This window comes from Bacteroidales bacterium, assembly GCA_021157585.1.
Classification (GTDB): domain Bacteria; phylum Bacteroidota; class Bacteroidia; order Bacteroidales; family UBA12170; genus UBA12170.
The window spans coordinates 1-14495 of record JAGGWH010000176.1; the positions used below are offsets into that span (position 1 = coordinate 1).

At 33.6% G+C, this 14495-nt stretch carries 16 protein-coding genes; 5 read left to right on the forward strand and 11 right to left on the reverse strand.

The annotated features are described in order from the left end of the window. The 8 genes from J7K39_12300 to J7K39_12335 all read right to left on the reverse strand — a co-directional run. On the reverse strand, positions 1-536 hold a 536-nt coding region (locus J7K39_12300), incomplete at its 3' end, for an SDR family oxidoreductase (protein ID MCD6180675.1). A 173-nt stretch (positions 537-709) separates the two neighbouring features. Continuing rightward, the gene (locus J7K39_12305; protein MCD6180676.1) at positions 710-919 is read right to left on the reverse strand and encodes a hypothetical protein; all 210 of its coding nucleotides are present in this window, start codon (positions 917-919) and stop codon (positions 710-712) included. 2 nt (positions 920-921) lie between these two features. Continuing rightward, positions 922-1428, reverse strand: coding sequence for a hypothetical protein (locus J7K39_12310; GenBank protein ID MCD6180677.1), 507 nt, complete (start codon positions 1426-1428; stop codon positions 922-924). Positions 1429-1489: 61 nt separating this feature from the next. Beyond that, the gene (gene era / locus J7K39_12315; protein ID MCD6180678.1) at positions 1490-2365 is read right to left on the reverse strand and encodes a GTPase Era; all 876 of its coding nucleotides are present in this window, start codon (positions 2363-2365) and stop codon (positions 1490-1492) included. Between the two features lie 140 nt (positions 2366-2505). Beyond that, entirely contained in the window at positions 2506-3090 is a 585-nt protein-coding gene (locus tag J7K39_12320) for a hypothetical protein (protein ID MCD6180679.1), read from the reverse strand. 84 nt (positions 3091-3174) lie between these two features. Then, on the reverse strand, positions 3175-3909 hold the full coding sequence (locus J7K39_12325; protein ID MCD6180680.1) for a 4Fe-4S binding protein: 735 nt from the start codon (positions 3907-3909) through the stop codon (positions 3175-3177). Between the two features lie 174 nt (positions 3910-4083). Then, the gene (locus J7K39_12330) at positions 4084-4653 is read right to left on the reverse strand and encodes a hypothetical protein (protein MCD6180681.1); all 570 of its coding nucleotides are present in this window, start codon (positions 4651-4653) and stop codon (positions 4084-4086) included. Between the two features lie 87 nt (positions 4654-4740). After that, the gene (locus tag J7K39_12335; protein ID MCD6180682.1) at positions 4741-5028 is read right to left on the reverse strand and encodes a hypothetical protein; all 288 of its coding nucleotides are present in this window, start codon (positions 5026-5028) and stop codon (positions 4741-4743) included. 312 nt (positions 5029-5340) lie between these two features. Between J7K39_12335 and J7K39_12340 the strand changes: the two genes are divergently transcribed. Beyond that, entirely contained in the window at positions 5341-6432 is a 1092-nt protein-coding gene (locus J7K39_12340; protein ID MCD6180683.1) for a hypothetical protein, read from the forward strand. 28 nt (positions 6433-6460) lie between these two features. Here the strand turns inward: J7K39_12340 and J7K39_12345 are convergent, their stop codons facing one another. Further along, a complete protein-coding gene (locus J7K39_12345) occupies positions 6461-7687 on the reverse strand; it encodes an ABC transporter permease (GenBank protein ID MCD6180684.1) in 1227 nt (408 codons plus the stop codon). 163 nt (positions 7688-7850) lie between these two features. Between J7K39_12345 and J7K39_12350 the strand changes: the two genes are divergently transcribed. The 4 genes from J7K39_12350 (at position 7851) to J7K39_12365 (ending at position 11147) form a co-directional block, all read left to right on the forward strand. Further along, positions 7851-9017 carry a DUF1343 domain-containing protein gene (locus J7K39_12350; protein MCD6180685.1) on the forward strand — a complete coding sequence of 389 codons (1167 nt, stop codon included), beginning with the start codon at positions 7851-7853 and terminating at the stop codon, positions 9015-9017. A 3-nt stretch (positions 9018-9020) separates the two neighbouring features. Then, on the forward strand, positions 9021-10118 hold the full coding sequence (gene mtnA, locus J7K39_12355; GenBank protein MCD6180686.1) for an S-methyl-5-thioribose-1-phosphate isomerase: 1098 nt from the start codon (positions 9021-9023) through the stop codon (positions 10116-10118). Next, the gene (locus J7K39_12360; GenBank protein MCD6180687.1) at positions 10108-10701 is read left to right on the forward strand and encodes a class II aldolase/adducin family protein; all 594 of its coding nucleotides are present in this window, start codon (positions 10108-10110) and stop codon (positions 10699-10701) included. The genes mtnA and J7K39_12360 overlap by 11 nt, the downstream gene beginning before the upstream one ends. A gap of 68 nt (positions 10702-10769) precedes the next feature. Then, the gene (locus J7K39_12365; GenBank protein ID MCD6180688.1) at positions 10770-11147 is read left to right on the forward strand and encodes a PH domain-containing protein; all 378 of its coding nucleotides are present in this window, start codon (positions 10770-10772) and stop codon (positions 11145-11147) included. 80 nt (positions 11148-11227) lie between these two features. Here the strand turns inward: J7K39_12365 and J7K39_12370 are convergent, their stop codons facing one another. Both J7K39_12370 and J7K39_12375 read right to left on the reverse strand, forming a co-directional pair. Continuing rightward, a complete protein-coding gene (locus tag J7K39_12370) occupies positions 11228-12577 on the reverse strand; it encodes a dihydroorotase (protein ID MCD6180689.1) in 1350 nt (449 codons plus the stop codon). Between the two features lie 125 nt (positions 12578-12702). Further along, complete coding sequence (locus J7K39_12375) at positions 12703-14175, reverse strand: pyridoxal-phosphate dependent enzyme (protein MCD6180690.1); 1473 nt, start codon at positions 14173-14175, stop codon at positions 12703-12705. Positions 14176-14495: the final 320 nt, after the last annotated feature.

Below are 14495 nucleotides of genomic sequence, written 5' to 3' on the forward strand. Positions count from 1 at the left end.
GCAACCAATACGTGCAAGTCCTTTTTTAAGTTTTCAACACGTAAAGTATCTAAGAAACCACGAACAGCATATTTAGAAGCAGAATAAGCCGATCGGGCCGGAAGGCCCAAATAACCTGCAATAGAAATAACACCCACCAAAGAGCCTTTCGTTTTCAAAAGATAAGGTAAAGCATACTTTGTACAATATACTGTTCCCCAAAAATTAACGTCCATAACTCTTCGCATAACATCCAAATGCATATCGTTAAAAATGGCACGCATAGAAATACCTGCATTATTAATCAGTATATCAACCTTACCAAAACGAGCTACACTCTTTTCAATTAAATTCCGACAATCAGATTCAATGGTAACATCTGTTTTTATCAATAAAATATCGTTTCGCTTGGGGTCAAGGTCATCAGCAATTTTTTCCATAGCCTCACGATTACGAGCAGCCATAGTCACCTGAAAACCTCTCTTAAAATACTCATACACAAGTGCTTTCCCAATACCTGATGATGCTCCTGTAATAATCACATTTTTCTTTTCCATTGCTTATTTCTTTAAAAATACCAAAAAGCATTCTACTAAAACTTGTATTGATTTTCATTCAATATTTTTGTAAAATAGAAAGCCAAATTTAAGCTATTCCATACGATTTACAAAACACGGCCAATCAGGGATTAAGTTTAACAATTATATATACTGCGAGACACTAAGCTGCTTTATTTTAATGCCTTTAATTCTTCCACAAAAAGAGCTATTTGATTCTGATCAAAACCTTTCTCGGTAGCAGCTTCTTCCAAAGTCCCCCAAATAGGTTCACCACAAGCTATACAACGAATTCCTTTTTCGGAAAGATATTTTACGGAAAGTGGATAATGAGTAACTAAATCTTCTATTTCAATATCTTTTGTTAAGATAATCTGCGACATGTTTAATCCTCCAGATAATGCTTTACGATATCGGAGATAAACTGGCTCTCGCCCGACATACACAATACATCACGCATGTTTTCGGGAGTTCTCCCATACACAAAATGATTATTCCAAATATGTTCTATATACCAATCAGGCTCGTTTTCCCAGCGAAAATCTAAGGTCTTACGATTTAGAAAAGTCTCCTTAGAAATCTCGATAAAAATACTTTTATCAAATAATTGATATACTTCGGGATTCCAGTAAACCATCAACCCTTCGGCAATAATATAATCGTATTCTTTTTGTACTTTTAATATTTCTTCACGAAAAGAAGCAAAATCTAAAGAGTCAGGGTTTTCCCAATCTATTTGACCTCTTACCAAGGGCATTTTAGATTTTGGAATAACATAATCGTCCTGATGAAGAATTTTTACCTTTTGATTTGGTAACCAATCACTGATTCTTTGAGCTAAACTGGTTTTTCCAGCACGACTAACTCCACCTATTCCAATAACTTTTCCCATTATTTTTAAATCGTGGCAAAAATACAATTATTTGAAAATTGACCAAATGTTTAGACTATTATTACAAATAACCAAAACGTTTTAAATCACGCTCATTATTACGCCAATCTTTTTGAACACGAACATAAAGTTCTAAAAAGACTTTTTTATCAAAGAATGCTTCCATATCGATACGTGCAGCAGTCCCGACTTTTTTAAGCATACTACCTTGATGACCAATGATAATGCCTTTTTGAGTATTTCGAGCGACATAAATATTGGCTCGTATTTTAATGATTTTCTCTTCTTCAATAAAAGACTCCACCTCAATTTCAACAGAATAAGGAATCTCTTTTTGATAATTCAAGAGTATTTTTTCTCTGATAATTTCCTGTGCAAAAAAGCGTTCTGTTTTATCAGTAAGTTCATCTTTTGAGAAATAAGCAGGCGATTCGGGGAGTTTCTCCAAAATAGTATCCAAAACCTTATCTACATTAAAATTATTTAAAGCCGACATTGGAATTACTTCTGAATTTGGCATCTTCTCTTTCCAAAATTCCATTGCTTCAACAACGGCATCTTGATTAGATAAATCTATTTTATTAATCAAAACCAAAGTTGGAATACCCGATTCATTTATTTTCCGAATAATTGTATCGTTCTTAATGCGTTGTTTTACCTCGACCAGATAAAGAAAAATATCAGCATCTATTAAAGCTGATTCCACAAAATTCATCATACTTTCGTGAAGTTTGTAAGCAGTATCCACTATACCCGGAGTATCGGAATATACAATCTGAAAATCCTCTCCATTTACGATACCCATAATACGATGACGCGTTGTCTGCGCTTTGGAAGTTATAATAGATAACTTCTCACCAACTAAGGCATTCATAAGGGTTGACTTCCCCACATTGGGATTTCCTAAAATATTAACAAAACCGGCTTTATGACTCATATTTCTGATTATAAATTGACTGCAAAGATAAGGCTAATTTATCGACATATAGAAGTAAAAAACAACGAAGTATAATGATTTACGAAGTGTAATAAGACTGTGCTTTTGTAGAAACTTATTTGGAAATTAACTTTAGAAACTCAATTTATCAAATCCCAAATTATATTCTCTTTAGTTTGAATACGTAATATTCCGTTTTCCTTATTTAAAAACACTTTTAATACATTTGAAACTTGATTTTCGGTATTGGTATAAATAACAACATTAATGTAAGTTTTCTGATTGATAATTAAATTATCAATTAACTCCATATATGGAAAATCATCGGCAAAAGCGATTTCATTATCAAAGTCTATTTTGAAATCAAAATCTAAAATCTTATATTCAAAATAGCGCATATCAGAGGCATCGCTTTGCTCCATTTTCAGAAATACATAGGGAATATCATCTTCAGAGTTTTTGGCAGTTAACTCAACGTAATTAATGCAAGGACAAACAAAGTCTGCAAAATCACAATCCTGCTTAAAACTCTTCGAGAATTGAAAATCTTGGAGATAAATAAATAAAGAATCATTTTGGGTATTGATAAATTTTATGGTATCGAATGCATTGTATGCAACATGTTGTATATCGGAGCTATTAAACGCCGGACATTCTTTATCTCTTTGACAAGAAAATTGTATTAACACCAATATTGATAAAGCTATTACCCTTACTACTCTCATAACAAATAATAACGAACGACCAAGTTAAGACAAAAGAATGACTATTATCAATAAAAATTACAAATCTAAAAGGTTCAAAAAAATTTAACTTGCCCTTTTCGAGGAATCTTTTTTATTAAAAAGAGTGGGTTTCATTTTTAAATCCAAAGCATTATCAACAGGACAAGCATCAACACATTTCATACATGTCTGACAATCAATATCTTTTACAAAATCTCTTTTTACTACATCAATATTCATCGGACAAGTATTTGAGCAAATATTACAGGAGATACAAGCATCCTCATTTCTTGTTATGCTTGTGGGACTTAGCTTCCCAACAATTCCCATTAACGCACCTACAGGACAACTGTATTTACACCATGCTCTCTCAATAAAGAGTCCGGCAACTAACATAACAATTACTAAATACAAAACACTTTCTATTCCTCGTTCACCTTCATTTTTAATTGATGCAATACCCAAAAGTGCAGATTGTAAAATCCATAAAAAAAATACATATCGAAAGAATCTAACGTATTTATCAATTTTACGTAAAACCACAGTATTCTTTTTAATCCATTTTTTATATTTTTTGTTTATCGGTTTAACAAATGGGATTTTTCCAAAGCCCTTTCCTACACCTCTTAGCAAATCGAAAAGTGTTCCAATTGGACATACCCAACCACAAAAAACAGTACGAAATAAAAGGGTAATTACCAATGTTAATCCAAGAAGAATAAGCATATAATACTTATTGGGAGTAATATTGAAAACAGCAAATAAAGCGAGCGCAAAGAAAACGCCTTTAACTATTATCCGATATGTCTTTACACCCATCTTGAGAAAATAATTTATACTCTAAAAAAGCGCGCAATGTAATAATAATATCCAAAACAACAGAGTCTCAGTACAATTTTAAGCAGTATAAACAAAAAATCCCCACATCAAAATAGATGTGAGGATTTTATATTTTACAATCTAATTCTTCCTATCAAAACAGCTTGATGATATTTAATGTTCCGGATTATAAGGAAATGATGAATGATGTACATTAATTAATAAATTCCCCTGCTTATCTTTTATATAACCAAAAGTAAATTCCACCTTCGCTTCTACACCTGTGTTGGCATCAGTAAAAAAGTAGTTTCCCATTGCAATAGCAGAATCATCATCGATAAAAATACCGGCATTCTCAAAACGAACTTTGCTCCAAGGCTGAATGGCAAAACCATGATCTTCCGCTACAATTCCTCCAACAAAGTAAGAAACAGCTTCATCTTTTGTTAAACGAAACTGAACACTTGCAGCTTTAGTTGGCTTAAACAAAACGGTAGTTTCATCATAAGCATAAAGTTCATTTACCGTTTTAACAGCCACAGCTTTATAATCTTCTTCATTAGAATAAGCTTTACCAATAGCTACAATGGCATCACCCCATGTTTTTTGAGCAGCAATTACTTCTTCTTCAAGAATACGACTGCTTGTATCTTTCTCAACAGTTTTAACGGCTTCTTTACAAGAGGTAAATAAAACACTTGTAAACAAAACTATCATCGCTATACTTCCAATTCTTTTTTTCATATTATTTCTTTCTTTTATATTAAATTCATACGATAGCTATCGGGGTTCTTCTGCAAAAATAAGCAAAAAGAAAATAGAATATTATTGTCAAATATTAAACGAAATAGGGATTCTAAAATTTGTATCAACAAGCTCATCGTCTCGCTTGTGCTTACTGTAAAAACTATAAAAATTCTCTTCTAGAATTTGACCCGATTTATCATATTTCTTAACCATTACTTGATTGGTGTCAAGTAGATCCTTAGTAATAATCTCATAATAAGACATAGATTCTATTGACTTCAATTCATTTCTATCGTTATCGTAGTAGATCGTATCTTGAGCAATTAATGCCATTGTCATTAGTAAAATAAATAGTGTAGCGCTTATCTTCATTGGAATGTTTGATTGAAATTAATAATAATTGATGTGATGCTTCTTCTGAATTTAAAATTTGAGTGGAAATATTAGCAGAGCGTAAATTACAATATACTTACGGTTTAACGTCTTACTTACACAACCATTACAAAGACATACTTTTTTCTATAAATGTAAACAGCGTTAAATTCTTTTATCGAATACGAATACCAAACGCTTTCCTCTCAAAAACCTTCAAATTCAAATTATTACTCATCGCTTTCATATCTATTTCATTGTTATTTCAATAAGTATTAGTTTTGCTAAAATATAATACTAAAACTTAAACCTATGAAAAAAACGCTATTTCTATCACTAATTTTCGTATTTGCCTTATCTACAACTACTAAAGCTCAATTTGGTGGATTTCAAAAGAAATTAAAAAACAAATTTGAACAAAGAGGTAAAGCTATAGGTAAAAAGAAAGCTGATGAAGCCAAAGAAAAAGCCAAAGCTGAAGGTCAGAAAAAGGGTGAAGAACAAATGGAGAAAGCTGAAGCCATTGGTATGGATCAGGCCGAAAAGAATTTAGATAAAGCAAGAGTAGCAGCTGAACCCGGATTACAGAAAGCCGAAGAATATAATAAAAAAGCTGAAGATTATACCAGATTAGGATTGGGAAAAGCTCAAGAATGGTCGGACGACTACGTTGAAGGAGCAGCTTCTCAAAACCCCGAAGATTATAAAAGATATGCTTTTAGAACTGCTATTGTAGAATATAAAGTAGAAGGGCCACAAAAAGGTACTAAAACAATGTATATTGATATGAGTGGGTATAAAATAGCCGAATACCGACAGCTAAAAAAAGAAAAGCAAACACAAATATTAATTGGTGCAGATATTATTAGCATTGACTATAAAAATAAGTCGGCAATAAAAATGCATAATCCCCTAGCCTACGCTTTGTCCAATTCAAACAGAGATTGGGAAGAGACAGCCGAAAATATTTTAGTAAAAATGGGCTTTGAGAAAAAAGGACAAGAAAAAATTGCAGGAAAAACTTGTGATATTTGGAAACATGGCACTCACAGAATTTGGGTTTGGAATGGCTTGACTTTAAAATCGGTTGCCGGAAATACCAAAGAAACAGCTACAAGTATAAAAGTTGATACTAAAGTTTCTTCCGATATGTTTGAAGTACCTAAAGGTTTTGCTCTTGAAACTCACGATGCCAGTGAATTGTTTCCTGATTTTGATGAGGCTAACGCTGCTTTAGATGCTAATTCTGATGAAGATTTGGATGAACTTCTTGACGAAATCGAAAATATGACTTATCTGGAGTACAAAGCAAAAGTACTTGAAGAAGATCCAAATACTGACCCAGAGAAAATTAAACAAGCTTATCTTTTGCTTCGTCAGCAAGCTAAGAGAAGACATAAATAAGCAGTTTTTTATTGATAATAAATCTGCTCTACTCGTACCGTATGGCTGATACAGGGCTAATTTTTGAAGCTATAAAAGAAGGTATCAAAAGAAATAAAAGGATAATTGCTAAGCTTAAAACATTAACCCATAGCAAAGGTAGAATATCTAAGTTTATGGGGACTTCCGACATATAATAATTAGCCTGATCGAGTTTAATTATTCCAAAATATTTCTGAAGAACAGCCAAACCCAATCCAAGCAGATTTCCCCAAAACAAACCTCTTATAATGATGTAAACGGCTTGATACAAAAATATCTTTCGAATACTCGCATTTTGGGTTCCCAAGGCTTTAAGAACTCCAATAGTGGTTGTTCTTTCCAAAATAAGCACCAACAAAGTAGATATCATACTTACTGAAGAAATCAAAAGCATCAAAGTCAAAATAACCACTACATTAATATCCTGTAAAGCCAACCAGTCAAAGATCTGAGGATATAAATCTTTAGCATTGCTAGCCGTTAAATTATAATCCAATTTAGCGTATATCTTTTCTGTAATTGCTTCCATATGATCAAAATCATCTATAAAAACTTCTATTCCGCTTACTTGGTCTTTAGTCCAATTGTTTAAACGCTGAACATGACGTTGATCTGCTACCACAAAAGACTCATCAAATTCCTCAAAACTGGTTTCATATATTCCGCTTACAAACAATCGTCTCCCTCTAACAGTAGTTTCAATATTATTTAAAAAATAAACTCTAACTGTATCTTTCAAAGCCAACTGTAGATGATCTGCTATATACTTTGAAATTAAAATTTCATCCGATCGTTTGTTGGGACCAATATCAGGAAAACGACCTTCGAGAATATGTTTTGCGAAAAAAGCAGTATCAAAATTAAAATCAACACCTTTTAAAATAATACCAAGCATATCCTCTTTTGCTTGCATTATTCCGGCTTTAGTAGCCACAGGCTGCACATGCCTAACACCATCTATCTGTTCTATTCCTTGCTTCAACGAATCGCCATAATTTATAGGCGAAGCTTCGAAAGACGAATTAGAATCGTATTTGTTAATCTGAATATGTCCGGCAAATCCCGTTACCTTATCACGAATTTCTTTTTTAAAACCTGTAACTATAGAAACAGAAAGCAACATTACCGCTAATCCAAGCACCACGCTTAAAATAGAAATACGAATAATAGGTCGCGAAAAATTATGCGAATGCTTTTGAATAAGATGCCTTGCAATATAAAGTTCGGTATTCAAATAACGATTTCTTTTAAATGATTAACCTTTCAACGAAACATTCATCCCCTAAAATTTGGCGAAAAAGCATATTAATTTCAATGAATGTTCCATCTGACCAAAATATAAATTTATTTACAGATGAAAAGCGTATTTTTGTTACAAAAATATCAATTCTAAGTTTATGCTTGGCAAGAAACTACAATTCCTTTTTTTAATATTGCTTATCGCGATGTTTTCACAAGCGCAGTCCCCTATTCCTGCTGCTAATCAGACAGAAAAATATTTTTATCAAATTAGAGGAAAACAACTTGGTATTGTAGCTAATCAAAGCAGCCGTATTAAAAATACTCATATAGTTGATTCTTTATTAAATGCCGGATTTAAAATCCAAAAAGTCTTTGCTCCTGAGCATGGTTTTCGTGGACAAGCCGAAGCCGGAGCACATATTAGCAATGGACTGGATTCCAAAACAGGCATTCCAATTATTTCTCTTTATGGCAGCAGTAAAAAGCCATCTAAAGAAAGTTTAGAAGGAATTGAACTGATGATTTTTGATATTCAAGATGTTGGAGTGCGATTCTATACGTATATCTCAACATTAACTTATATTATGGAGGCTTGCGCCGAGAATGATATTCCTCTTTTAATTTTAGATCGCCCCAATCCTAATGCTAATTATATCGACGGACCTGTTTTGGAAAAGGAGTTTCAGTCTTTCGTCGGACTACTTCCTATTCCCGTTGTTCACGCTATGACTTTAGGCGAATTGGCTTTAATGATAAACGGCGAAGGCTGGTTAAAAAACCAAGCACAATGTGAGTTAAGCATTATTCCTGTCAAGGATTATAATCACCAAATGCCTTATCATTTGCCTATATCTCCTTCACCAAATTTACCCAATGATAATTCCATTGCACTCTACCCTTCGCTTTGCTTTTTTGAAGGAACTCCAATAAGTATTGGACGTGGAACCGATTATCCTTTCCAACTTATTGGTTATCCTGAAGCTAAAGAAAAAAGGTTTTCGTTTAAACCGCAAAGTGTAGAAGGAAAAAGCGCACATCCCAAATTTGAAAATCAGCTTTGCTACGGACTCGACTTACGTGAATTTTCAACTAAATACGGTCGTCCAAACAAACTTAATTTGCAATATATAATAGATTTTTACTCCTCTTATCCTGATAAGGCTAAATTCTTCACCAATTTTTTCAATCTGTTAGCAGGAAACGATAAATTACAAGAGCAAATAAAAACCGGAAAAACAGAAGTGGAGATAAGAAAAAGTTGGGAAAGCGAATTAAACACTTTCAAGGCTAAAAGAAAAAAGTATTTGCTTTATACTGATTAAAAAATGAACGTAAACGGAAAACATTATAGAACAATTTGGTTAAATCCGGATAATAAGAAGAGCATCCAGATTATTGATCAGCGAAAGCTTCCTTTCTATTTTGAGATTGAAACTATTTCTACCGTAAAGGAAATGTGCATTGCCATTAAAGATATGCACTTACGTGGAGCCGGATTGATTGGTGCGGCAGGTGCTTATGGTATGTATTTGGCAAGTATCGAAGCTCAAAACGAAACAAATTTCATAGAAGCTATCGAAAAATCAGCATCGCTTTTAAAAGCAACCCGACCAACAGCTGTTAATCTGACTTGGGCAGTAGATTTAATGCTTAAAAATATAGGAACAGATAAAAATATTCAAAATGCGCTTAAATCTGCTGAAGCCATTGCCAATCAAGATGCAGAAGCTTGCCGACTAATCGGTGAACATGGTCTATCATTAATCCGAGAAATAAGTTATAAGAAAAATGGAGAAACCGTAAACATTCTCACTCATTGCAATGCAGGCTGGTTGGCGTTTGTGGATTACGGATCGGCAACAGCTCCAATTTATGCCGCATTTGATAAAGATATTGATGTACACGTTTGGGTCGACGAAACACGACCTCGCAACCAAGGAGCACGTTTAACCTCTTGGGAATTGGAGCAACACGGAATAAAGCATACCGTAATCCCCGACAATACCGGAGGTTATTTAATGCAGAAAGGAATGGTTGATTTAGTTATTGTTGGCTCCGACAGAACAACAAAGACAGGAGATGTCGCCAATAAAATTGGCACTTATTTAAAAGCTTTAGCAGCAAAAGACAATGACATTCCTTTTTATGTTGCACTTCCCTCTTCTACTATTGATTGGAAAATGGAGGATGGATTAAAAGAAATCCCAATAGAAAAACGTAACCAACAAGAAATCAGTCATATTGAAGGTGTTTACAAAGATAAAATAGTTGAAGTAATGATTACTCCCGAAAGGAATGTAGGTGGTAATTATGGTTTTGATATTACCCCTGCCCGATTGGTAAGTGGCTTAATTACCGAACGTGGGATTTGTAAAGCTGATAAGGAAAGTATTTTAAATTTATATCCCGAACATGACAACTAATCAAGACGAAGGCTATATAAAATTCCATTATGAGTGGATTCCGGCAAGACTACCTGAAATCAAGCTTGAAGAACTTATCTATTGGCGACAAAAACTGTATCAAGCAAAGCTGATAGGGAGTTATCCCAATGGCATTGGTTTTGGAAATATCAGTCAACGCTATCAAGACAATCAATTTATTATTAGTGCCTCGGCTACAGGAAATAAGGATGTACTTGATGCTTCTCACTTTTCCTTAGTCGATGAATTTAATTTGGATAAAAATTGGTTGAGCTGTATTGGAAACTTACCCGCTTCATCAGAATCGCTTTCACATGCTGCTATTTACAGCGCATCGCCTCAAACAAAAGCCATAATACATATTCATAATTTACAATTGTGGAAAAAGTATCTGAATCGATTGCCCACTTCAGATGTTAGTGCTCCCTATGGAACACCGGAAATGGCCTACAGCTTACAAAGTTTAATTTTAAAAGAAAAATCGGATACCGGACTTATTGTTATGGGTGGTCACGAAGAGGGAATATTAATCTATGCCTCTGATTTAAAACAAGCTGGGAAAAAAGCTTTAAGTTTGACTTAATGAATCTTATTTTTAATTTATTCGTTTTTTCCTATATTCGCTATATATAAATTTCAAATCAATATTTTATGGGACTATTATCAGGATTAATGGGCAATGCAGGTATAGTTGATAATGAAAAACTGCAAGAAGAGTATAGTAACTTATTCACAGAAGGAGAAGAAATAGAAATTGGGTTTAAACTTATCCGCGATACTTTTATCTTTACCAACAAACGACTAATTTTAGTTGACAAACAAGGACTCTCCGGCAAAAAAACAGAATACCTCAGTATTGGATACAAAAGCATTTCTCGCTTTAGCATTGAGACTTCGGGGCACTTTGATTTAGATGCAGAGCTAAAAATTTGGATATCAAGCGAACAACAAGCTAGTATTCAAAAGAAATTCAATAAGAAAGTAAACATTTACGATGTACAGAAAATATTAGCCAAACATACTTGCTAATATGAAGGAAAAAGAAAATTACTGCTTATAGGAATTATGGTTTTGCAGCTTTTCTAAGTAAATTTATAATTTACAAATAATTATTTACGATTAAACAATAAGCGTTTCCCCTGCCCTTTCGAAATAAATTCACCTTTATTGTAAACCAATTGACCATTTACAAAAGTGGCTTCTACTTTAGATTTAAACTGCTGTCCTAATAAAGGTGACCACCCACATTTATAATGAATATTCTCAGGCATTACTTCCCAAGAAGTGTTTAAATCAACGATGGCCAAATCGGCAAAATAGCCTTCCCTGATAAATCCTCTATTTAGGATTTGAAACATTTCTGCCGGAGCATGACACATTTTTTCTACCACTCTTTCTAAAGTAATTTTTCCTTGATGCATCATTTCCAAAAGCAAAACCAAAGAATGTTGAACCATTGGTCCACCCGAAGCTGCTTTAGTATACACATTCTCTTTTTCTTCCAAAGTATGAGGTGCATGATCTGTTGCTACAACATCAATCTTATTTTCTAATAAAGCCGCTAATAATCCATCGGTATCACTTTGCTTTTTAATAGCAGGGTTCCATTTAATAAAAGTTCCTTTTTTAGCATAATCCTTATCCGAGAACCAAAGATGATGCGCACAAACCTCTGCCGTTATTCGCTTTTCTATCAATGGTTTATCATTAGAAAACAATTCCATTTCTTTGGCTGTCGTTAAATGTAAAACGTGTAAACGTGTATTGTGCTTTTTGGCTAAGTTTACAGCAAAAGAGCTTGATAAATAGCAAGCTTCTTCTGAACGAATAAGCGGATGCATAGAAATTGGAATATCATCACCATATTTTGCTTTTGCCTCTTTCAAATTATGCTGAATAGTGCTTTCATCCTCACAATGCACAGCAATCATCATTTTACTTTTCGCAAATATTTTTTCCAGCGTTTGCTGATTATCAACCAACATATTACCCGTGGAAGCACCCAAAAATATTTTTACGCCACAAACATTCTCCGGATTGGTTTTTAGAACTTCCTCGACATTGGTATTTGATGTTCCCATATAAAAGGAATAATTCGCCCAAGAACGACCAATTGCAGCTTGATATTTTTCTTCCAAAATATCCTGTGTTAAAACATTGGGGATAGTGTTAGGCATATCCATAAAGGAAGTCACACCACCAGCAACAGCGGCTTTAGATTCCGTTTCCAAGTCGCCTTTGTGCGTAAGTCCGGGATCCCTAAAATGCACCTGATCGTCAATTACTCCCGGTAAAATATATTTTCCGCTTAAATCAATATTAATACAATCATTAGGAAGCTTTATCTTCTGATTGCTTGTAATTATTTTACTAATACGTTCATTTTCAATGAGGATATCGGCTTTAAACTGTTTTCCTTCATTGACTAAAGTAGCATTTTTAAGAAGATAGGCAGACATAGAAGTACTGTTTTGAATTAGATTCAAAAGTACAAAACCTATAAAGCAAAAAAATATTTTTTTGTTTTTATTAGCTATTTAATCCAATGATAACTCAAGAAGTTAATAATTGAAACGTTTCGCTATTATTTCAACAAACCTGTTCTATCGTTAAACTCTTCAATTAGTTCATCCCAACGATCCGGCTGATGGAATACTTTATCCCAGATTTGTCTATCATACCACATCTGATTCAAGTCCTCTAAAGGTTTGGCTTGTTGTTCAATCCAGGTAAAATATTTTAGGTTATGAATAGCTTTCTGATCTTGATAATTCAATTCTTTCATATTGTCGATGCCTTGTTCCATTAACGCACCTTCAAAGTCGATAGCAGCTTGCATTTGACTATAATCTCCTTTTTCAATACGCTGCTCTTCTATTCTACTTTCATACATTTCGGCAGAATCAGTAGCAATAGTAAAAATCACATCGTCTTTATCGTACTCAAAATACTTAGCTGTTTTAATTGCTGCAAGCAAATTACCAATACTACTAATTCCAAGTAAGTATAATTTATCGACTAACTCAGGATCAATACCTTTTGCTTTTAAATACTCTTTTCCCTCTTTTTCGTTAAAAAGTCTGAGTAAACGCATAGTATGTTCATCATCAATAGCAGAAACGGCATCGGTATTTCTAACATTATGTATCCAAGGAACATGTTTATCACCAATACCTTCAATACGATGACCTCCAAAACCATTTCTTAATAAAGTAGGACATTGAAGAGCTTCTGAAGCAACCACTTTAACTTGAGGATTTAAGGTACGTAAATAATCTCCGGCAGCAATTGTTCCCGCTGAACCGGTAGCTGAAACATAGGCGGAAAAACGAGTGGTATCTGTTTTTACTTCGTCATACACTTCCTGAATAGCTTTTCCGGTTACATTATAATGCCAAGCTGAATTTCCAAACTCATCAAATTGATTAAAGATAATCGCATCTTTACGAGTTTCGCGAATTTCCCAACATTTATCATAAATTTCTTTTACATTAGATTCACAGCCGGGAGTTGCAATAACCTCTGCTCCAATATCTTCCAACCAAGTAAAACGTTCTTTACTCATTTCTTCAGGTAAAATAGCAACAGCCGTAACATCCATCAAATAAGAGTCGAAAGCTCCACCTCTACAGTAATTTCCGGTAGATGGCCATACAGCTTTATTATAAGACGGATCAAATTGTCCGGTAATAATACGAGGTGCTAAACAACCATATGCCGCTCCAACCTTATGTGCACCGGTAGGAAAATATTTACCTAAAACCATAACTATTTTAGCATCAACGCCAGTAATTTCTTTAGGTATCTCCATATAATTCACACCACCAAATCCGCCACCTGTTTCAACAGGTTCATTTTTCCAAGTAATACGAAATAAGTTTAAAGGATGGTTATCCCATAAACCAATAGATTTTAGTTGTTTAACAATTTTTTCGGGAATCAAAGTTGGATCTTCCATCTGTTTAAATGTTGGAAGAATAATTCCTTTCTCACGGTAGCGTTTAACAGCACGTTCCAGTACTTCGGTATTAGTTACCTTATCAATAATTTCAATCATAAGTAAAATTTTAGGGCTGCTAAAGTACGGAAAAAATGGACATCTACGTAGATGTTAGAGGGTTTTAAAATATTTACTCTAAGCAACTATTTTTCAAGAAGAAAAATCCTCTTTTTTATGCTCGTATTTTACCATTTTTTAAATAAACAACTCATTTTTTGTTGAATAAACAAAATATTACTGTAACTTTGGGAGTATAGCATTAATATACCCCTCTAATTTGAGTTATAACAAATACATAAAACATATACATATCCCCCACATTTGGGTGGTATAGTTTAACTTTTATAAACATATAAACTAGTTACCATGCATTAAAA

Coding starts and splice junctions, on each gene's coding strand:
- J7K39_12310 (MCD6180677.1), bottom strand. CDS start 1,428: ATGGGAAAAGTTATTGGAATAGGTGGAGTTAGTCGTGCTGGAAAAACC.
- J7K39_12330 (MCD6180681.1), bottom strand. CDS start 4,653: ATGAAAAAAAGAATTGGAAGTATAGCGATGATAGTTTTGTTTACAAGT.
- J7K39_12340 (MCD6180683.1), top strand. CDS start 5,341: ATGAAAAAAACGCTATTTCTATCACTAATTTTCGTATTTGCCTTATCT.
- era (MCD6180678.1), bottom strand. CDS start 2,365: ATGAGTCATAAAGCCGGTTTTGTTAATATTTTAGGAAATCCCAATGTG.
- J7K39_12320 (MCD6180679.1), bottom strand. CDS start 3,090: ATGAGAGTAGTAAGGGTAATAGCTTTATCAATATTGGTGTTAATACAA.
- J7K39_12325 (MCD6180680.1), bottom strand. CDS start 3,909: ATGGGTGTAAAGACATATCGGATAATAGTTAAAGGCGTTTTCTTTGCG.
- J7K39_12335 (MCD6180682.1), bottom strand. CDS start 5,028: ATGAAGATAAGCGCTACACTATTTATTTTACTAATGACAATGGCATTA.
- J7K39_12375 (MCD6180690.1), bottom strand. CDS start 14,175: ATGATTGAAATTATTGATAAGGTAACTAATACCGAAGTACTGGAACGT.
- mtnA (MCD6180686.1), top strand. CDS start 9,021: ATGAACGTAAACGGAAAACATTATAGAACAATTTGGTTAAATCCGGAT.
- J7K39_12370 (MCD6180689.1), bottom strand. CDS start 12,577: ATGTCTGCCTATCTTCTTAAAAATGCTACTTTAGTCAATGAAGGAAAA.
- J7K39_12350 (MCD6180685.1), top strand. CDS start 7,851: ATGCTTGGCAAGAAACTACAATTCCTTTTTTTAATATTGCTTATCGCG.
- J7K39_12360 (MCD6180687.1), top strand. CDS start 10,108: ATGACAACTAATCAAGACGAAGGCTATATAAAATTCCATTATGAGTGG.
- J7K39_12365 (MCD6180688.1), top strand. CDS start 10,770: ATGGGACTATTATCAGGATTAATGGGCAATGCAGGTATAGTTGATAAT.
- J7K39_12305 (MCD6180676.1), bottom strand. CDS start 919: ATGTCGCAGATTATCTTAACAAAAGATATTGAAATAGAAGATTTAGTT.